This window comes from Cobetia sp. 1AS1 (assembly GCF_029846435.1).
Lineage (GTDB): Bacteria > Pseudomonadota > Gammaproteobacteria > Pseudomonadales > Halomonadaceae > Cobetia > Cobetia amphilecti.
Genome location: NZ_JARWKU010000002.1, coordinates 300,358 through 319,895, shown reverse-complemented (window position 1 = coordinate 319,895; position 19,538 = coordinate 300,358). Strand labels below are relative to the sequence as shown.

Below are 19,538 nucleotides of genomic sequence, written 5' to 3'. Positions count from 1 at the left end.
CATGCGAAAACGATAACTGGCGTCTGGTGGGAAAACGAAAAATGCAACTCACATGTGCCAGTCGCTCAGCACACGGGAGTTGCATTTATCTGAACCGTCATTCGCGGGAATGTTCCCTGCGACCACTCATCAAATGGTAATCATTCTCCCTCTTTCGCCGGCGGCAGGATCAGGTTGAGCACGATGCCCAGAATGGCGGCCAGGCTCACGCCCTGCAGCGTGAACTGACCACCACCGACCTGCATGCCGCCGATCCCGAACACCAGGATCAAGGAGGCGATCACCAGATTGCGCGGTGCGGTCAGTGAATCCCCCGCGCGCACCAGCGTGTTCATGCCGACCACCGCGATCGAGCCGAACAGCAGGCACATGATGCCGCCCATCACCGGCGTGGGAATCGTCTGCAGCACAGCGCCGACCTTGCCGATGAAGGCCAGCGAGATCGCGACACAGGCCGCGACCGTCATTACGCGCGGATTGAAATTGCGGGTCAGCATCACCGCGCCGGTCACTTCGGAATAGGTGGTATTGGGCGGACCACCGAACAGTGACGCCGCCGACGTCGCCAGGCCGTCACCGAGCAGCGTGCGATGCAGCCCCGGCTTCTTCAGGTAGTCACGCCGTGTCACCGAGCCGATCGCCACCATGTCGCCGATGTGCTCGACGGCAGGCGCGATGGCGACAGGAATCATGAACAGAATGGCGGAAAATTCGAAGGTCGGCGCAGTGAAGCTTGGCAGCGCCAGCCACTCAGCGGCATGCACCGGCGAGAGGTCGATCACCCCCATCACCAGCCCCAGCCCATACCCCGTCAGGATACCGCCGAGGATCGGCACCAGGCGCAACATGCCACGCCCGAAGATCGATAGCACCAGCGTCACGCCAAGACTGGCCAATGACAATGTCAGCGCCTGGGCATGCGAGATGTTGTCGCTGAATTCGCCGGTGGCCATCTGCACTGCCGTCGGTGCCAGCGCCAGACCGATGACCATGATCACCGGACCGACCACGACGGCCGGCAGCAGGCGATGCACGATGCCGACACCCTTGAGGCGAATGCATTGCGCCAGCAATACATAGACCAGGCCCGCGACGAACAAACCGCCCATGGTGGCAGGAATGCCGAAGTTCGCGACCGAGCTCTGGATGGGCGCAATGAAGGCAAACGATGAGGCGAGGAAGACCGGCACGCTGGCCTTGGTCACGCACTGGAAGACCAGGGTGCCGACACCGGCCGTGAACAGGGCGACATTGGGATCAAGCCCGGTCAGCAGCGGGACCAGCACCAGCGCACCAAAGGCGACGAACAGCATCTGCGCGCCGGTGATGAGCGTCGTCAGCGAGAAGCCTTCCTGTTCCGGCAAGGGCACATGGGCAGACGACGCATGGGGAGAGGAGGTATCAGAGGACGGTGATGAAGACGACATGGCAGCACTTCTTTTCACGGGCGGAGGAGTCAACCGCCTGATCCTGACTGCTCAGACAGGTCAGACAGATACAAAAACGCCCCGCGCAGATGCGCAGGGCGTTGTCATCTCTGGCGGGCGCTCAGCGCGTGCCGAAGATCTTGTCACCGGCATCGCCGAGACCCGGCACGATGTAACCGTTCTCGTCGAGGCGGTCATCGACGGAGGCGGTGTAGATCTCGATGTCCGGGTAGGATTCCTGCACCTTGGCGATCCCCTCAGGCGCCGCGACCAGCACGATGACCTTGATCTGCTGGCAGCCCTTGGCCTTGAGCATGTCCAGCGTAGCGATCATGGAACCGCCGGTCGCTAGCATCGGGTCGATCACGATGGCCAGACGCTCGTCGAGATCTGACACGAACTTCTCGAAATACGGTACCGGCTCCAGCGTCTCTTCATCACGGTACAGGCCCACGACGCTGATGCGTGCCGGGGGAATCAGGTCCGTCACGCCATCCAGCATGCCCAGGCCGGCGCGCAGGATCGGGACGATGGTCACTTTCTTGCCCTTGATGGTCTGGACGTCCAGCTCGTTGCCGCTCCAGGCATCAATGGTGGTAGTTTCCAGCTCCAGGTCCTGGGTTGCCTCATAGGTCAACAGCTTGGCGACCTCACTGGCCAGCTCACGGAAGCTCTTGGTGCTGATGCCTGCTGCACGCATCAGGCCGAGCTTGTGCTGGACCAGTGGATGATTGATGGCATGGACGCTCATGGAAATACCTCTTGGGACAGAAGATGGTGCAAACGATACGCAGCACTACCCCCGCCGGCTCGGACGATAGCAGCGGGGAGGCTGGTAAATTGAGCGCATTCTAGCGGAAGCAGGCTTACAAGTTAAGGCTCTCGCCTTCAGGTTACAGCGGAGGAAGCGCCGCAAATGGACTGGCGACCCCCCGCCTGCCACTCATTCAAGGCGTGTAACCGAAGTTGACGAAATCCTGTGCATAGAGAATGGCCAGCTTCTCGCGGGTCGCCGCTGTCATGCCGGCCCCCGCCTCGACACTTCCCTTGTTGCGATGTGCAATCTCACTGCTGATACCCAGCTTGTTGGCAACCTGCTGGAAATCCTTGTCCAGGGTTTCGAAATGCCCCAAAAAATCCACCATCAAGGTCTCGTTTCCATCCATGACAAAAGAGGACTGCGAGAGAAACAGGAGGTGACTACGAAAAGCGCCTTGCCACAAACCACGTGCAACAAAATCATCAAAATCTGAATACTCTGCCATCTCCTTGGCGATGGCGAGATCCTGCTTGCCTTGATTGCCACCACTTAATATATAGCGATACGCTGACAGAGCACGATCGTAGGGATTTCTGACAAAGGTGAATTTGTAATAACGGGCGAATTTTCTGGAACTGGCTTTCTTGTAAACCTGCCAGGAGACATGATCTCGCCCTTTTTCCTTCGCCTTCCCCAAGGCGGCGAGGACCGATGTTCCGGCAGCCTTGGGAATATGAATGAAGATGCACTTGTTACGTGTAAAGTGTTTGCGATAAGGAAAGTCATTGCTTCGCCACATGATATCAACCCTGTTCTTGTGGTTCGTCACCTGTCACTGATGACAGCCCCCAATGTACGAAAAATCCATTGTGGCTTCAGCTTACCGGAATAAAGTGCAAGGAAACTTCAGTACGCTCGTCAAAGGGTAATGGCGAGGCAAGACAGGCCGGCCATGAAGGTGGCTGACCTGAGGCCAATATCGCCAGCAATGGTTACCCAGCCACCACTTCAGCAATGAAGTCGCCTATACCCTGACAGTATTTCTGCTGGCAGAAATCTTGCGCAATGATCGCGCGTGCAGCTGCGCCCATCTCTCTGCGCTGCTGCGGACTTGCTGCCCATTGCTTCAGCACCTGAGCGATTTCACTCGGTTCGAGCACCTGTGCGACCACGATGGCGTCTTGCTCCGGGCTATAGACTCTGTCCGGACCGGTAATGAAATCCTCGCCATAGACAGCCAGCGATTCGCGGGGCCTGCTTGGCGACAGAATTTCACCATTGACTCCCGGGGAAATCTGCTCCGGCAATCCATCCACATTACCGACGATGGCGGGCACACCATGCGCCAGCGCTTCCTGCACCACATTACCGAAGGGTTCACGCCAGGAAGGGCACACGAAGGCATCGAGGGAGGAATAGAAGTCGCTCATGTCACTCAACAGACCACAGAAGTGAACACTCTCCTCGAGCCCCCATTTCACGACCAGTGACTTCAAGGCATCTTCCAATATCCCCTCGCCAGCGATCCAAAGCTCCGCATGGGGGACACTCGCCTTGAGCTCTCGCAATGCCTCGATAGCGATCACCGGTGCCTTGAGCCCGGTCAAACGACCTGCGAACCCGACCCTGAACCGCTCGTCCGGATGAGCGGAGGTCACCTGCGGCAGTACGATGGAATTGCGCACCACCCGACATGGCAAGGACTCACTGATGCCAAGTGACAACTGCAACATGCGACTGGCCGCAAAGGAGTTGCAGATGATGCCATCGAGGCGCGAGAGATAGTCCGTGATATCAGAGGTGGGCTCCACGAACCAGGCAGAGCCATGTTCGTAGTGAATGAGGCTGATGTGATCGGGGAAATGCAGCGGATGGTTACGCAGCTTGTTCCACACCACGATTGCCTGCACCTCTTCGTCATCGAGCATGCGCGCCTGGCAGGTATCGCGGAGCCAGGGCAGCTGCCGAGGGAGCTTGATGCCGCAGTAACGCTTTATGTCGTGCACCCGACCTGTAAAGTCCGCATATTCAGGCTGCAGCATCGGATGAATTTCAGGCGTCTGCAGCAGCACATGATGGTCTCGCTCGCGTGCGGCCATACGAAAGAAGTTGGTAAAGGTCCGCTCAGCCCCGCCCAGATTCTTGAGGCTGATGAGATGCCCCGCACGAGGCCCTTGCAATGTCGGATGTGTCAATGTGCTTTCTCGTCTTCACACTCGGTCATTAAGCAGCGGCAACTGCCAGTCGATCGGCTTTTCCCCACGTGCTTCCAGCCAAGCGTTGGCTTGCGAGAAGTGGCGAGAGCCGAAGAAACCGCGGTGCGCTGCGAGGGGGGATGGGTGCGGCGCGTGGAGCACCAGGTGCTTCTGGGTGTCCACAGCGCGGGCCTTCTTCTGGGCATGACTGCCCCAGAGCAGGAAGACGACACCCTGACAGTGCTGATTGATCACGTCGATGGCGCGGTCGGTGAATTGCTCCCACCCCTGCTTCTGATGTGAGGCGGCCTTGCCCTGCTCGACGGTCAGCACGCTGTTGAGCAGCAAGACGCCCTGCTTCGCCCAGCTTTCCAGGAAGCCGTGATCGACGGGTTCGACGCCGACATCGGTAGCCAGTTCCTTGTAGATGTTCTTCAGCGAAGGCGGCGGGCGCACACCGGGGCGTACCGAGAAGCACAGTCCATGCGCCTGGCCCGGGCCATGATACGGGTCCTGCCCGAGGATCACGACCTTGACGTTGGAGAGCGGCGTCAGCCAGAAGGCACGGAACCAGTCATCGGAGTGCGGATAGATGACCTTGCCGGCATCTTTCTCGGCGCGCAGAAAGTCGCGCAGGCGCTGCATGTAGTCAGCCTGAAACTCTTGGCCAAGATGCGCCTGCCAATCGGCAGGCAACACCTCGGAGCGGCCAGTCGCGGCAGTCTCCAACGGCATGTCAGCTATCGCTCTCTTGCTTCTTGAGCTGCTCGGCGATCGGCTCGACGTAGGCGATGCCCATGTCCCACGGGAACTGGATCCAGCAGTTCTGCGGCACTTCGGTGATGAAGCCATCGACCAGCGGACGACCTTCCGGCTTGGCATAGACAGTCACGAAGTGCGCCTTGGGCAGCATGTCACGCACCGCACGTGCGGTATTGCCGGTGTCGACCAGGTCATCGACCAGCAGCCAGCCGTCACCGTCGTGGTCGACGCCCTTGACCACTTCCAGACCACCCTGCTCCATGTGGTCGTGATAGCTCTTGATGCACACGGTATCGATGTGGCGGATACCCAGCTCGCGGGCGATCAGGCCGGCCGGAATCAGGCCACCGCGAGTGATGGCGATGATGCCCTTGAAGTCGCGACCACTGAGGTCGTGACACAGCGCGCGCACATCACGGTGCAGCTGGTCCCAGGAGACGATGAAGTGGTCGTGGTAGCGTTCGGAAGACATGTGGGTCACTCGCAATGACGAAACAGAAGGAAAGCATGGTGGCTGGCGCGCCACCGCACAAGGGGAAGATCCACTCAGCCACGCCGGAGCGCGGACAAGGGCCTCGGATTCGCTGCCCGCAGCAACGACGATGGCCCTGCCAGAAGACAGGGCCATCGCATCAAGCCGGCATTACTCGGATTCGGTGAAGCTGCACGCCGCGAAGACACTGTGGCCTTCTTCACGAATGCGCGCGGAGCCGCCGATTTCCGGCAGATCGATGATGGCTGCCGTCTCGACGACCACACCACCGGTGCGCTCGATCAGCTTGCAGGCCGCCAGCATGGTGCCGCCGGTAGCGATCAGATCATCCATCACCAGGATGCGATCGCCTTCACGGAAGGCATCGGAGTGCAGCTCGACGGTGGACTCACCATATTCCAGCGAGTAGGTCTCGCTGATGGTCTTGAACGGCAGCTTGCCCTTCTTGCGCACCGGCACGAAGCTGCAGCCCAGCTCGTAGGCCAGCGGAGCACCGATGATGAAGCCACGCGCATCGATGGCGGCGATGGCGTCGATTTCCATCTCCTGATAGCGGTGCACGAAGGAGTCGATCAGCTTGCGGAACGCGGCGGAGTTCTGCAGCACCGGCGTGATGTCACGGAAATTGACGCCTTCCTGGGGCCAGTCCGGCACGGTACGGATGACAGACTTGATGTAGTCGCTGTAGATGCTCATTAGAGGGCTCCGTCGAGGAACAGGTATTTGCAGGCGAACAGGATGGCGAGAATCACCAGCCCCGGGCTCAGATCACGATAACGGCCGGAGAACAGCTTGATCACGGCGTAGCTGATGAAGCCCAGCGCGATCCCGTTGGCAATCGAGTAGGTCAGCGGCATCACCAGGGTGGCGATCACCACCGGTGCCGCTTCAGTAATGTCGTTCCAGTCGATGCGTGCCAGGCCGCCCGTCATCAGGCAGGCGACATACAGCAGCGCACCGGCAGTGGCGAAGGCCGGAATCGAGGTTGCCAGCGGCGACAGGAACAGACTGACGAGGAACAGGCCGGCAACGACGACGGCCGTCAGGCCGGTACGTCCGCCGGCGGCCACGCCAGTGGCGGATTCGATGTAGCTGGTCACGTTCGAGGTGCCCATGACAGAGCCGACCATGGTGGCACTGGAGTCTGCCATCAAGGCCCGTCCCAAGCGCGGCAGGTGGCCACGCTCATTGGTCAGGCCAGCCTGCTGGGAGACGGCGATCAGCGTGCCCGAGGTGTCGAACAGATCGACGAACAGGAAGGCGAAGATGATCGACACCATGCCCAGATTGAAGGCGCCGGCGATATCAAGTTCCGCCAGCGTCGGCAGCATGCTCGGCGGCATCGAGGCAAAGCCATGGAAATCGTTGTTGCCGGTCAGGGTCGCCAGCAGCGTGACGAGCAGTATGCCGATCATCACCGCACCGATCACCTTGCGGTAGGACAGCGCGACGATCAAAAAGAACGAGAGCAATGCATACATGGCCGCCGGCGAGGACAGATCGCCCAGCGTGACCAGCGTGCCGGGAGCGTCGACGACGATGCCGCTGCCCTGCAGGGCGATGATCGCCATGAACAGGCCGATGCCCGCGGCGATGCCGGTCTTCAGCGAGGCGGGAATGGCATTGATGATCCACTCGCGAATCTTGAAGGCGGACAGCAGGAAGAAGCTCACCCCGGACAGGAAGACCGCGCCCAGCGCGACCTGCCAGGGCACGCCCATCTGGCCGGCGACCGTATAGGTGAAGAAGGCCGTCAGCCCCATGCCCGGCGCCAGCGCGATCGGGTAGTTGGCGTAAAGGCCCATGACCAGACAGCCGATGGCGGCCGCCAGACAGGTCGCGACGAACACGGCACCGTGATCCATGCCGGTGGAGGCCAGCATCGAGGGAGCCACGAAGATGATATAGGCCATCGCGAGGAAGGAGGTAAATCCTGCGATGACTTCGGTACGCACATTGGTACCGTGCTCGGAGAGCTTGAAAAGACGTTCCAGCATTGAGGTAGCCCCTATCCTTGAGCAGTGCCTGTCCGGCAAGGCGCAGTGGTCGGTGATTGTCAGAATCAGCAGATCAAGACGAACTCGCTCGGACAGGTATGCCGCACAGGGCGTCGGATGAAGCTTTTCCCCTGTTCAGCCTGCCTGAACCACGATGCCCCGCCAGCGGCAGGGCATCGAAAGGCGCAACATGGTACCCAAAGGTCTGCAGCGAATCGAGCATTCCCGGCATATTTCCTGACCAGTCAGACGGGTTCTGGCGTCCTGCCAGTGAGTTGATCCGCTGCAGACCTGCAAGCCTCATGCCAGACGGGAGGCCATGACCCGCTCGACGGTCTCGACAATCGCCTGGGTCTGCGGGTCGACTTCAAGGTTGACCTGATCACCGACGGCGCGCACGCCCATCAGGGTGCGCTCGAGCGTCTCGGGAATCAGATTGACGCAGAAGCGCGTACCCTGCACCTCGCCGATCGTCAGACTGACACCGTCGAGTCCCACATAGCCCTTGTCGAACAGAAAACGCATCAGCTCGGCCGGCGCCTGGAACCAGATACGACGATTGTCCGCTGTGGCCTCGATGGCATCGATGGTCACCATCGCCATCACGTGCCCGGACATCGAGTGTCCGCCGATCTCGTCGCCGAAGCGTGCCGCTCGCTCCACGTTCACGACGCTGCCCACCTCGAGTTCGCCCAGATTGGTCAGACGCAGCGTCTCGCGCATCAGGTCAAAGCTGGCCAGTTGACCCTCAAGCGCGGTCACGGTCAGACAGCAACCGTTGTGTGCCACCGAGGCCCCCAGCTCCAGCCCCGCCTCCAGTCCCGCCGGCAACCGGACCTGATGCGTGCGAAAGTCAGTGCGTTCTTCAATGGCCACCACTTCCGCCATGCCTTGTACGATACCCGTGAACATGCGTGATCTTTCCTTGCACTGCTGCTTCTTGCTGTCGAGAAGCCATGAATAAGGGACGGCATGCAGCAGCGAGATGACCGGCATGCCCAGCCGAAATCCTAGCATGGTGGACTAGCCGTCGACATGCTGGGGTTGTCTGCCGCGGGGGTGCGCGGCGCTGCCGCCATCGCCATCCGCCTCCCGCCTCCCGCCTCCCGCCTCCCGCATCCCGCATCCCGCATCCCGCATCCCGCAACAGACGAGCAAGACCGCAACCGCGAACGCAGAGCAGCCCGCAACTCATGCCCGACTGACCGTCAAGACAGGAAAGCCGTCGCTGGCGATTGAAACCCGCGTCACGACAAGAGTCTTGTAAGAAATGGCTTACAGAGCGTATCGCCGAATTGCCATATCGAACGACAGTTCGAATAAACGTCCAGCGCAAGACCAAAGTCGTTGACACCCCCAAGGTGACTGATAGAATGCGCCTCAAATCTGTTTGGCGCCGATTTGTACCCGGATTGCGGGCGCCCACCACGAGAGCTGGTCTCACGGGGTGCAAGTTCTGCTAAAAGGGTGTGTCCAGCGTTGATGGCCACCCGTCTTGGGTGGTCTTTTTTCTCCCCACTGGATCGCTCCCCTCTTCGCTGTCTGCCATGTGCGCAGACGCCGGCAGAACGTTCTGTCCTCTACAGACCTTCGCCCGCAATCCGGTTGGTGCCTTAACCACTCGGACCCCCATGATCACACTCAAGAACGTCTCCAAGACTTACGGCAGTGGTGACAAGGCCGTGGTCGCGCTCAAGGATGCCAGCCTCACGGTTCCTCAGGGCGCCATTACCGGTGTCATCGGCCTGTCCGGTGCCGGCAAGTCGACCCTCATTCGCTGCGTCAATCTGCTCGAACGCCCCACCGCCGGTAGCGTCGTCGTCGATGGCCAGGAACTGACCGAGCTCGACGAGTCCGCCCTGCGCAGCGCTCGTCACCAGATCGGCATGATCTTCCAGCACTTCAATCTGCTCTCCTCACGCACGGTCTTCGCCAATGTGGCATTGCCGCTGGAGCTGGCTGGCATCTCGAAGGACGAGATCAAAAAGCGCGTCGAGCCATTGCTGGAGCTGACCGGCCTGAGCGACAAGGCCGGCCAGTACCCTGCCCAGCTGTCCGGGGGTCAGAAACAGCGTGTGGCCATCGCCCGTGCGCTGGCCAGCCGCCCCAAGGTGCTGCTGTGTGACGAGGCCACCTCGGCCCTCGACCCGCAGACCACCGCCTCCATCCTTGAGCTGCTCAAGGACATCAACACCAAGCTGGGCCTGACGATCCTGCTGATCACCCACGAGATGGAAGTGGTCAAGAGCATCTGCGATCAGGTCGCCCTGATCAGCGGCGGTGAACTGGTGGAAGTGGCTTCGGTGGGCGATTTCTTCACCGCACCGCAGACCCGCCTTGGCCGCGAGTTCCTCAATGACTTCCTGGAGCTTGAGCCGCCGCGTGCGCTGGTCGAGCGCCTCGAAGCCACGGCCGGCCCGCACACCCACCCGGTGGTGCGCCTGGCCTTCAGCGGCGACGCCGTCTCCACTCCGCTGATCTCCCGTCTGGCACGTGAATGCCAGGTGGATGTCAGCATCCTGCAGGCCAAGGTGGAATCCATTCAGGACCGCACCCTGGGCCTGATGATCGCCGAACTGATGGGCGATAGCCGCCAGACCCAGCAAGCGCTCGATTATCTCGAATCCCACGACCTGAAAGTGGAGGTGCTCGGTCATGTCACCCGCACTGCTTGAACTCGTCCTGTCCTCCACCCTCGAGACCCTGTACATGGTCGCGGTGGCAGGCCTGATCTCCGCGGCACTCGGCATTCCGCTGGGCGTGGCTCTCTATACCTCGCGCCCCGGCCAGATTCTCGCGCGCCCGGCACTCAACAGCGTGCTGAGCATCATCACCAACATCGGTCGCTCGGTGCCGTTCATCATCCTGATGGTGGCGATCATCCCGCTGACGCGCCTGATCGCGGGCAGCTCGATCGGCACCAACGCCGCCATCGTGCCGCTGACCATCGCCTCGATTCCCTTCGTCGCCCGCCTGATCGAAGGCGCGCTGAATGAAGTCGGCCCGGGGCTGGTCGAGGCCGCACAGGCCATGGGCGCCACACCGATGCAGATCATCACCAAGGTACTGCTGCCGGAAGCACGCGGCGGCATCATCAATGGCCTGACCATCACCGTGGTGACGCTGATCAGCTATTCCGCCATGGCCGGCACCGTCGGTGGCGGCGGTCTGGGGGATCTCGGCATACGCTACGGCTACAACCGCTTCGACCCGATGGTGATGCTGGTGACCGTGGTCATCCTCGTCGTCATGGTGCAGGGCTTCCAGAGCCTGGGCGACCATCTGGTGCGCAAGTCGAACCACAAGTAAGCGTCGCCCATGAGCGGTGACTTACCTGGAAGTGGCGTTCGATCTACAAATCACACGGCTTTCGGTATCGTGACGACTCATCACCATGAGCCGTCACTCATAACATCCCGCGGACCCCGCCGGTCACGTCGGATCACAAGGAGAACATCGATGCGCAACATGCTGACCACGCTTTCTTCCCCGCTGCGCCTTGCCGGCGCTGCCACCCTGCTCGGCGCCACCCTGCTGGCAGGCTGCGGCAACGACGCGTCCGACGAGAACACCCTCAAGATGGGTACCGTCGCAGGTCCGGAAACCGAAGTGATGAAGGTCGCGGCCGAGATCGCCAAGGAAAAGTACGACCTGAACGTCGAGATCACCGAGTTCACCGACTACGTGTCTCCCAACGCCGCACTGGCCGATGGCTCTCTGGACGCCAACGCCTACCAGCACCAGCCGTACATGGAATCCATGGTGCGTGAGCGTGGCTACAAGTTCGCCAGCGCCGGCAAGACCTTCGTGTACCCGATCGGTGCCTACTCCGAGAAGTACGCAGACATCAGCGAACTGCCGGACGGCGCGACCATCGCCCTGCCTAACGATCCCTCCAACGAAGGCCGCTCCCTGATCCTGATGCACGACCTGGGCATGATCGAGCTGACCGACAAGGGCAACCTCGAAGCGACCCCGATCGACGTCGCCAAGAACCCGCATGACTACCAGTTCAAGGAAATCGAGGCTGCCCAGCTGCCGCGCATCCTGCCGGACGTCGACCTGGCCTTCATCAACAACACCTTCGCCCAGCCGGCTGGCTTGAAGCCGGAAGACGCGCTGATCCGTGAAGGCGCCGAGTCTCCGTACGTCAACCTGATCGTCGTGCGTCAGGGCGATGAAGACAGCGAGAAGGTGCAGAAGCTGGTCAAGGCCTATCAAACGCCGGAAGTCGAAGCCAAGGCCGAAGAGCTGTTCAAGGGCGCAGCGGTGCCGGGCTGGAAGTAAGCCTCGCCCCACGTCATAGACAGATGCCTGAACGCAAAGCGCCGACCACTGGTCGGCGCTTTTGCATCCGGCGGATGACTCATTTCATCACGCATCTCATCACGCCCAGCAGCCGGCGCAGTGCGAGAAGACACGCGCGCAGGGCACGCTTGAAACAGGCGACCCGCGACCGCATTCTTGCGCCATCTCGCCACCTTACCTATCCCTCAGGAGCCCTCATGGCCACTCGCCCCGACTATTCACTGCTGGCTCGCCAGCTGGACGCCATCCTCGATACCCGCGACTGGCTGACCAACGCCTCCCAGACGGCTGCCTTCGTCAACATGACGGTGGAGAACCTCAACTGGGCAGGTTTCTATGTGCAACGTCAGCCGCAGGTCCTGCACCTGGGGCCGTTCCAGGGTCAGCCGGCCTGCCACCCGATTCCCTTCACCAAGGGCGTGTGTGGCGCCGCCGCCACCGAGCGCACCACCCAGCGTGTCGCGGACGTACACGCCTTCCCGGGCCATATCGCCTGTGACGCCGCCTCGCGCAGCGAGCTGGTCATCCCGGTGCTCATCGAGCAGGACGGCCAGCAAGTGCTGTGGGGTGTGCTGGACCTGGACAGCCCGAGGCCCGAGCGCTTCGACGAGGAGGATCAGGCCGGCATCGAGCGCCTGGTCGAGATCTTCATCGCCTCCAGCGACTTCGACAGCGTTCCTGCCTGACAAACTGAGCGCTCGCCTGACAGACAGCCTGAACGTCAGCATCACGCTCTGCCGCCCGCCGCGCCACTCGCACGGCGGGCGGTTTGCGTTGTGGCCTTTCTGGCCTTGCACAGCCCCGTACGAGATGACAGGTTAAGAGCTCTCGCACCCGACAGGAGCCAAACATGTCATCCCGGTCGCCATCTCATCCCTCGTCGCCCTCTACTTCGCCCTCCATATCATCCTCTACATCGCCCTCCTCCCCGGATTCGCCGCCCCCACACGCGGAGGCCTCGCTGCACAATCACGACAACGCGCATGCCGGCCTTGAGCAGGTCATCAAGCATCTTGAGCGCATCAAGGCCTTCACGGCGCGCACCGGCAATGACCTCGGCGCCAAGCGCACCCTGCTTGAGGCTTACTTCGCCGCCGACGCCAGCATTCTCGACACCGGCGTGACACCGCGCCTCGCGATGGTGCCGGGTGGCGAGGGAGAGCGTGTCTGTGAGGTATTGCCGGCACCCGATGACGCATCAGCGCGCCCGCGTCGCCTGCTGTATGTGCATGGCGGCAGCTGGATCGCAGGCTCACCTGCCGGCCATCGCCCTCTGGCCAGCCGTCTGGGCCGAGCGGCACGCGCCGAGACCTACACCCTGGATTACCGCCTCGCGCCAGAGGCCGCCTTCCCGGCCGGCCTGCAGGATGTGCTGGCCGCGTGGCGCTGGCTGTGTGATGAATACCCGCAGGACCACCTGCTGCTGGCCGGTGACAGTGCGGGCGGCAACCTCACCCTGGCGGCCCTGAATGCGCTCAAGAGCGCAGGTGAGCGGCTGCCGGATGCGGTAATCGCCTTCTCGCCCGCCACGGACCTCAGCTGGGGCAGCGCCTCGCTGTCGCGCAAGGCCGAGGTGGACCCGATCCTCGACCCCAATCTGCTGCCCTTCGTGAGCATGGCCTATGTGCAGGACGGCACCGACATGAGCGATCCGCGCATCTCGCCATTGGAGGGAAATCTGTTTGACCTGCCTCCAACGCTGATCCAGTGCGGCGAGGCGGAAATCCTGCTCGATGACAGCCGTCGCTACGCCACTCAGGCGCAGGACTGCGGCTCGCCCGTCACATTGAGCCTGTGGCCGGACATGCCGCATGTGTTCGTCGGTTTCGCTCCGCTGCTGAGCGCTGCCAATGCCGCCCTCAAGGAAGCACGCGAATTCCTCGACGAGACGCTTGCCTGAGCGGCGCCACTCGCGCCAGATGTCACGCGGCCGCCACACACTAATCCCGCGTCAGATTTTCAGGACACGCACACGAAAACGCCCGACTCGATGAGTCGGGCGTTTTCTGGAATCTGGTAGGACCAGGCGGATTTGAACCGCCGACCTCCACGATGTCAACGTGGCGCTCTAACCAACTGAGCTATGGTCCTGAAGTGTGGCAGATGACACAGGAACACTTGAAACATACCGAGGAACGGCTTGGTAGGACCAGGCGGATTTGAACCGCCGACCTCCACGATGTCAACGTGGCGCTCTAACCAACTGAGCTATGGTCCTGAATCAAGTGGCGTGATGTTGCCATCAGTGCCGATGCTGGTAGGACCAGGCGGATTTGAACCGCCGACCTCCACGATGTCAACGTGGCGCTCTAACCAACTGAGCTATGGTCCTATGTCAGCATGCTGAAATGCGAAGCAGTGTGATGCGAAGTGCTTTGCCCTGTCAGCGAGGACGTATTCTACGCAATTCCCGTTTTGATGCAACCCCCTGATGATAAAAAATTTTCTCGCCATTCCGCCTTGCCATGATCAGGTAAAAAGAACGGACACAGAGCGGGCACGGATCGGCCGCGCGTGCGGCACGCAAGCGAGGCACGTCATCGCGGCCAGGCCTGAAAAGAACTCACCCGGTCTGATCTGATCTGCCCTGCCCTGCTCTGCCCTACGCCGCCAGCCACTCTTGCCGAATGGCACAAGGTTGGCTGGCAGCGCACGGACACGACAATGACTGGCTGCGGCACCTCGACGGCTAGAGGAAGACCCGACGCAGCACAGCTGCCAACACGGCCCCCAGCAAGGGTCCGGCGATCGGCACCCAGGCATACTGCCAGCCCGAACTGCCCTTGCCGGCAATCGGCAACACCCAATGCGCGATACGCGGCGCCAGGTCACGCGCCGGGTTCATCGCGTTGCCGGTCGGCCCACCCAGTGACAGGCCGATCGCCCAGACCAGCACACCGATCAGATACGGCAGCGCCTGATCGGTGATCAGCGCGCTGTCGACCATGCTGCCGATGGCGAAGATGAGCACCACCGTCGCGATCGCTTCACTGATGACATTGGCCGCCTTGTTGGCCACTGCCGGATCAGTACAGAAGACCGCGCGTTTGCGCAGCGGGTCTCGGGTCACCTCCCAATGCGGATAATAGGCCGCCCACACCAGTACCGCCCCCATGAAGCAGCCCAGCAGCTCCGCCAGCATCATCCCGGCGACCTTGAGCTCGTCGGTATGCACGCCCAGCAGGTATTTCGCGATCGTCACCGCCGGATTGAGATCGCCGTAGGGCGACCCCGTCGAGGTCGAGACCAGCACCCCGACCATCACGGCAAATCCCCAGCCGGCATTGATCATCAACCAGCTGGAACCCGCTCCCTTGGTGCCCCTGAGCATCGCATTGGCGACCACGCCACCTCCCAGCAGAATCATGAAGGTAGTGCCCAGAAACTCGCCCGTCATGACGTCAGTCCACATCTTGATGACCTCCGCCACTTGCCCCCTGTCAGTCGTCTACCGCCACTTCTCGCCCGCACGAACGCGCCCCATGACGATGGAGTGGTGCTATCGCCGGGGGATGGCGAGAAAAGGCGGAGACCCGAAATGACTTCGCCCCGTCGAGGGACGGGGCGAAGTCAGGCTACAGTGCCACAGGTGCAGGGGGCTGCTCCAGCGGATTGCGGCAAGGATTTGTTACAGCAGCAGATGCCACATCGAGGCCGCGATCAAGGCACCCGCCAGGGGGCCGGCGATCGGCACCCAGGCATACCCCCAGCCGGAGGCGCCCTTGCCGTGGATCGGCAACAAGGAGTGCGCGATACGCGGGCCCAGATCACGTGCCGGGTTGATGGCATAACCGGTCGCACCACCCAACGAGAGGCCGATGGCCCACACCAGCATGCCGACCAGATACGGCAGCAGGCCAGCGCTGATGGTGCCGGAACCGACGATGGCGCCGATACCGAAGATCAGCACCACGGTCCCGATCACTTCGCTGAGCATGTTGCCCAGACGACACTCGACTGCCGGGTCCGTGCAGAACACCGCCCGCTTGAGGCCAGCATCGCTGGTGCGCTTCCAGTGCGGCAGATAGGCCAGCCACACCATCACGGCACCGGCGAAACAACCGAGCATCTGCGCGATGACATGTCGCGCCACATCCATGAGGGTGGCATGCACCCCGAGCAGATACTTGGCCAGCGTCACCGCCGGATTGAGGTCCGCCTGGGGCGAACCGGTCGAGACGGCCACGAACACGCCGATCATCACGGCAAAGCCCCAGCCGGTGGTGATCACGATCCAGCCGGAACCATTGCCCTTGGTGTCAGACAACACCACATTGGCGACCACACCACCGCCGAACAGGATAAGGAACAGACAGCCGAGAAACTCGCCTGTCATGACATCGGTCCACATGCTCAGTGGCCTCCGTCGCTTTTCACTCTTTCCACCGCTTCCAGCCAGCCGGCGTAGAGGCGCTCACGCTGCTCTTCCGCCATTTCCGGCGCGAAGGTACGCTCGCAGTGCCACAGCTCGCTGATCTCATCCAGGCTTTCATACCAGCCGATATGCAGGCCGGCCAGATACGCGACGCCCAGCGCCGTGGTTTCCAGCACGCGAGGACGATCCACCTTCACGCCCAGCATGTCAGACAGGAACTGCATCACCCAGTTGTTGCTGACCATGCCGCCATCCACGCGCAGATTCGCGCAGTTGATGGCCACGTCATCCAGCATGCACTCCTGCAGGTCACGCGTCTGATAGCACACCGACTGCAGGCCGGCCGCCACGATATCGGTGATGCCGGTGCCACGGGTCAGCCCCAGAATCGCGCCACGCGCCTGCGGGTCCCAGTGCGGTGCCCCCAGGCCGGTGAAGGCCGGCACCATGTAGACGCCGTGGTCGGCCTTGGCCGCACGCGCCAGCGGTTCGGTCTCGGAGGCATCGGAAAACAGCTTCAGGCCATCACGCAGCCACTGCACGGTTGCGCCCGCCACGAAGATGCTGCCTTCCATGGCATAGGTCGGCTTGCCATTGAGGCGATAGCCCACCGTGGTCAGCAGACGATTGCGGGACAGCTCCATCTTCTCGCCGGTGTTCATGATCATGAAGCAGCCAGTGCCATAGGTGCTCTTGCTCATGCCGGGCGTGAAGCAGGCCTGACCGACCAGCGCCGCCTGCTGATCACCGGCCACGCCGCGAATCGGCATTGCCGCACCGAACAGCTGCGGATCGGTGGTGCCGAAATCATCACTGGAGTCCAGCACTTGCGGCAGCAGGCTTTCCGGGATACCGAACAGCTCCAGCAGCTCGCTGTCCCAGCACTGATCGACGATGTTGAACAGGCAGGTACGCGAGGCGTTGGTGGCATCGGTGACGTGACGCTTGCCGGCGGTCAGCTTCCAGATCAGGTAGCTGTCGACGGTACCGAAGGCCAGCTCGCCCTTCTCGGCACGTGCGCGGACGCCTTCGACGTTCTCGAGAATCCAGCGCAGCTTGGTCGCGGAGAAATATGGGTCGATCAGCAGACCGGTCTTCTGCTGGATCATGTCACCATGACCGGCATCGGAAAGCTCACGGCAGTACTCGTGGGTGCGTCGGTCCTGCCAGACGATGGCGTTGTAGACCGGCACGCCGGTCTCGCGGTCCCAGACGATGGTGGTCTCACGCTGGTTGGTGATCCCGATGGCGGCCACCTGCTCGGCGCCGACATTGGTATTGATCAGCGACTGACGCACGGTGCGCTTCACCGATCCCCAGATATCATCGACGTTGTGCTCGACCCACCCGCTGTCCGGGAAATGCTGCGGAAATTCTTCCTGGGCCAGACCTGTCACCGTCCCTTCACGATCGAACAGGATGGCGCGGGAGCTGGTGGTACCCTGGTCGATCGCGAGAATGCGCGTGGGTCCATCGACGCGAGAGTCTTTCTCTGGCTTGGGGCTAGACATTATGGCTGTCCTTGGCTTCGAGGCTGCTTCTGAGAGTACACGTCAGCGGAGACTGCGGTACTTCACTATATTGGCTCGGGTATCATGTGTGGGCGACAGGAGAAAGCGGGTTGGCTTTGTCCTCTTCGCGCTTGGCAGGCGCAGCGAGAACACTTCCTCTTGAACCATCACAACCGAACACGAAATGTTCGTCTTCGAATATCGCTGCAAACGTTAGCGCCAAATGCGCGCTATCACAAACGTATTACCAATCAATATCATTGTACCTTGGTCTCATGCCCAATGCGCCGACATGGCCTGTTGCAGCTTCGCAACACCTTGACGCCATTCGTCAAATTGCACTGACGCCCCCCTGTTGGATTAGGATGTACCCTCACTGGACGACCCCACTCCCCAACGGCAACCGTGATGCGCGCTTCCTGACATGAAGTGAACTCACGATCCGCAAGCCGCTGACAACAAGAGAGCAGGATGATGCAGCCAAAGCGCCATCGCGCCATTGTCGAACTGATCACGCGTCAGGGATATGCCTCCATCGAGCAGCTGGCCAGTCACTTCGAGGTCACGCCGCAGACCATTCGTCGCGACCTCAATCAGCTGTCCGAGGCCGGCGCGCTCAAGCGCGTGCACGGGGGCGCGGGGCTTGAGTCCAGTACCGTCAGCACCGCCTACAGCACCCGCAAGACATTGAACCTGGGCGCCAAGCGGCGCATGGCGGCCGCCCTGGCCAGGCAGATTCCTGACCACGCCTCGCTGTTCATCAACATCGGCACCAGCAACGAGATGGTGGCCGAGGCGCTGTGTGATCACCACGGGCTTGAGGTCATCACCAACAACCTGAACGTGGCGGCCATCCTCCAGCACAAGGAGGATTTCAATGTCATCGTGGCCGGCGGCATGGTGCGTTCCCGCGATGGCGGCATCATCGGCGAGGCCACCATCGACTTCATCAACCAGTTCAAGGTCGACTTCGGGATCATTGGCATCAGCGGCATCGATGAAGATGGCTCGCTGCTGGAATTCGACTATCAGGAAGTGCGTGTCGCTCAGGCGATCATCCACAACTCACGCCAAGTCTTCCTGATCGCGGATCACTCCAAGTTCCAGCGCAATGCGGTCGTGCGCCAGGGCAACCTGAGTCAGCTCGATGCGCTCTTCACCGATATCCAGCCCCCGGAAAGCATCCTGACCCTGATGCGTCAGCACGAAGTCGCGCTGCATGTCGCCGGTGACGAGTCGCCGGGTGAGACTGGCGACGCTTGAGCACCAGGATGCGCCACCCAACCCACTAGTCGCTTCACCAACAAGTCATCGCGCAATCAGGTCATCGCGCAATCAAGGGACCAGGCAATACGCCGACATGCAGCCTGGCCCGGCTCTCGCCCCCTTTCCTTCTTGCCCCTTTCCTTCTTCCCCCTCGCCCCTTTTCCCCCTTTTGCCCCTTTTGCCCCCTTTGCACCGATGCAACCTCGCATATCACGAAAGCTACCCAGCTGCTGACTGTCCGCTGCCCAGCGGCACCGCTTCGTCTCCGTATAACCCGTCATGACGCTTGATCAGTCACTGCGGGCATCGTCTGCGCCGCCCGCGCGGCAACATGACAGCCAGGCGCTTCATGAAAATGTCACGCCATGATCAGAGACTGAGAAAAAACACCGGCAAGACAACAGGTTGAATATCAGGCAATCCTCGGTTGCCAGACACTCGCCC

Annotated in this window: 18 protein-coding genes and 3 tRNA genes; 6 read left to right on the top strand and 15 right to left on the bottom strand. The window is 61.5% G+C overall.

The genetic code is table 11. The features are described from left to right. Window positions 1-140 precede the first annotated feature (140 nt). From QD280_RS05175 to QD280_RS05135, 9 genes are all read right to left on the bottom strand, one after another. Window positions 141-1,427, bottom strand: a complete 1,287-nt coding sequence (locus QD280_RS05175; RefSeq protein ID WP_279838515.1) for a uracil-xanthine permease family protein — start codon at window positions 1,425-1,427, stop codon at window positions 141-143. A 121-nt stretch (window positions 1,428-1,548) separates the two neighbouring features. Beyond that, complete coding sequence (gene upp, locus QD280_RS05170; protein ID WP_043335602.1) at window positions 1,549-2,178, bottom strand: uracil phosphoribosyltransferase; 630 nt, start codon at window positions 2,176-2,178, stop codon at window positions 1,549-1,551. A 196-nt stretch (window positions 2,179-2,374) separates the two neighbouring features. Beyond that, window positions 2,375-2,986: a sulfotransferase family 2 domain-containing protein gene (locus QD280_RS05165; protein WP_279838514.1), complete on the bottom strand. Its 612-nt coding sequence runs from the start codon at window positions 2,984-2,986 to the stop codon at window positions 2,375-2,377. Between the two features lie 193 nt (window positions 2,987-3,179). Next, window positions 3,180-4,382 carry a glycosyltransferase family 4 protein gene (locus QD280_RS05160; protein WP_279838513.1) on the bottom strand — a complete coding sequence of 401 codons (1,203 nt, stop codon included), beginning with the start codon at window positions 4,380-4,382 and terminating at the stop codon, window positions 3,180-3,182. A 15-nt stretch (window positions 4,383-4,397) separates the two neighbouring features. Continuing rightward, a complete protein-coding gene (gene ung, locus QD280_RS05155; protein ID WP_279838512.1) occupies window positions 4,398-5,117 on the bottom strand; it encodes a uracil-DNA glycosylase in 720 nt (239 codons plus the stop codon). Between the two features lies 1 nt (window position 5,118). Beyond that, a complete protein-coding gene (gene gpt / locus QD280_RS05150; RefSeq protein WP_043335607.1) occupies window positions 5,119-5,616 on the bottom strand; it encodes a xanthine phosphoribosyltransferase in 498 nt (165 codons plus the stop codon). Window positions 5,617-5,787: 171 nt separating this feature from the next. Then, window positions 5,788-6,333 (bottom strand): adenine phosphoribosyltransferase, encoded by a 546-nt coding sequence (locus QD280_RS05145; protein ID WP_043335609.1) that lies wholly within the window; start codon window positions 6,331-6,333, stop codon window positions 5,788-5,790. Further along, window positions 6,333-7,634: an NCS2 family permease gene (locus QD280_RS05140; protein ID WP_192837612.1), complete on the bottom strand. Its 1,302-nt coding sequence runs from the start codon at window positions 7,632-7,634 to the stop codon at window positions 6,333-6,335. The genes QD280_RS05145 and QD280_RS05140 overlap by 1 nt, the downstream gene beginning before the upstream one ends. Window positions 7,635-7,934: 300 nt before the next feature. After that, window positions 7,935-8,546: a riboflavin synthase gene (locus tag QD280_RS05135; RefSeq protein WP_054557313.1), complete on the bottom strand. Its 612-nt coding sequence runs from the start codon at window positions 8,544-8,546 to the stop codon at window positions 7,935-7,937. A gap of 719 nt (window positions 8,547-9,265) precedes the next feature. Here QD280_RS05135 and QD280_RS05130 point away from each other — a divergent pair. From QD280_RS05130 to QD280_RS05110, 5 genes are all read left to right on the top strand, one after another. Further along, window positions 9,266-10,309, top strand: coding sequence for a methionine ABC transporter ATP-binding protein (locus QD280_RS05130; protein WP_192837611.1), 1,044 nt, complete (start codon window positions 9,266-9,268; stop codon window positions 10,307-10,309). Beyond that, window positions 10,290-10,943, top strand: a complete 654-nt coding sequence (locus QD280_RS05125) for a methionine ABC transporter permease (RefSeq protein WP_107336314.1) — start codon at window positions 10,290-10,292, stop codon at window positions 10,941-10,943. Before QD280_RS05130 ends, QD280_RS05125 begins: the two co-directional genes overlap by 20 nt. A 159-nt stretch (window positions 10,944-11,102) precedes the next feature. Then, window positions 11,103-11,921 (top strand): MetQ/NlpA family ABC transporter substrate-binding protein, encoded by an 819-nt coding sequence (locus QD280_RS05120; protein ID WP_043335679.1) that lies wholly within the window; start codon window positions 11,103-11,105, stop codon window positions 11,919-11,921. Window positions 11,922-12,139: 218 nt separating this feature from the next. Then, a complete protein-coding gene (locus QD280_RS05115; protein ID WP_279838511.1) occupies window positions 12,140-12,628 on the top strand; it encodes a GAF domain-containing protein in 489 nt (162 codons plus the stop codon). Between the two features lie 164 nt (window positions 12,629-12,792). Continuing rightward, window positions 12,793-13,842, top strand: coding sequence for an alpha/beta hydrolase (locus QD280_RS05110; protein WP_279838510.1), 1,050 nt, complete (start codon window positions 12,793-12,795; stop codon window positions 13,840-13,842). A gap of 114 nt (window positions 13,843-13,956) precedes the next feature. Here QD280_RS05110 and QD280_RS05105 read toward each other — a convergent pair. The 6 genes from QD280_RS05105 to glpK form a co-directional block, all read right to left on the bottom strand. Next, window positions 13,957-14,033: transfer RNA gene (locus QD280_RS05105), tRNA-Val, on the bottom strand. A 50-nt stretch (window positions 14,034-14,083) separates the two neighbouring features. Further along, a tRNA-Val gene (locus QD280_RS05100) sits at window positions 14,084-14,160 on the bottom strand. A gap of 37 nt (window positions 14,161-14,197) precedes the next feature. Beyond that, window positions 14,198-14,274: transfer RNA gene (locus QD280_RS05095), tRNA-Val, on the bottom strand. A 357-nt stretch (window positions 14,275-14,631) separates the two neighbouring features. Beyond that, window positions 14,632-15,354 carry an aquaporin family protein gene (locus QD280_RS05090; RefSeq protein ID WP_279838509.1) on the bottom strand — a complete coding sequence of 241 codons (723 nt, stop codon included), beginning with the start codon at window positions 15,352-15,354 and terminating at the stop codon, window positions 14,632-14,634. A 216-nt stretch (window positions 15,355-15,570) separates the two neighbouring features. Continuing rightward, window positions 15,571-16,293 (bottom strand): MIP/aquaporin family protein, encoded by a 723-nt coding sequence (locus QD280_RS05085; protein ID WP_052384798.1) that lies wholly within the window; start codon window positions 16,291-16,293, stop codon window positions 15,571-15,573. Window positions 16,294-16,295: 2 nt separating this feature from the next. Then, the gene (gene glpK, locus QD280_RS05080) at window positions 16,296-17,828 is read right to left on the bottom strand and encodes a glycerol kinase GlpK (RefSeq protein ID WP_131432463.1); all 1,533 of its coding nucleotides are present in this window, start codon (window positions 17,826-17,828) and stop codon (window positions 16,296-16,298) included. A 471-nt stretch (window positions 17,829-18,299) separates the two neighbouring features. On the opposite strand from glpK, the gene QD280_RS05075 reads away from it, so the two are divergent. After that, window positions 18,300-19,091, top strand: coding sequence for a DeoR/GlpR family transcriptional regulator (locus QD280_RS05075; RefSeq protein WP_107336310.1), 792 nt, complete (start codon window positions 18,300-18,302; stop codon window positions 19,089-19,091). Window positions 19,092-19,538 lie beyond the last annotated feature (447 nt).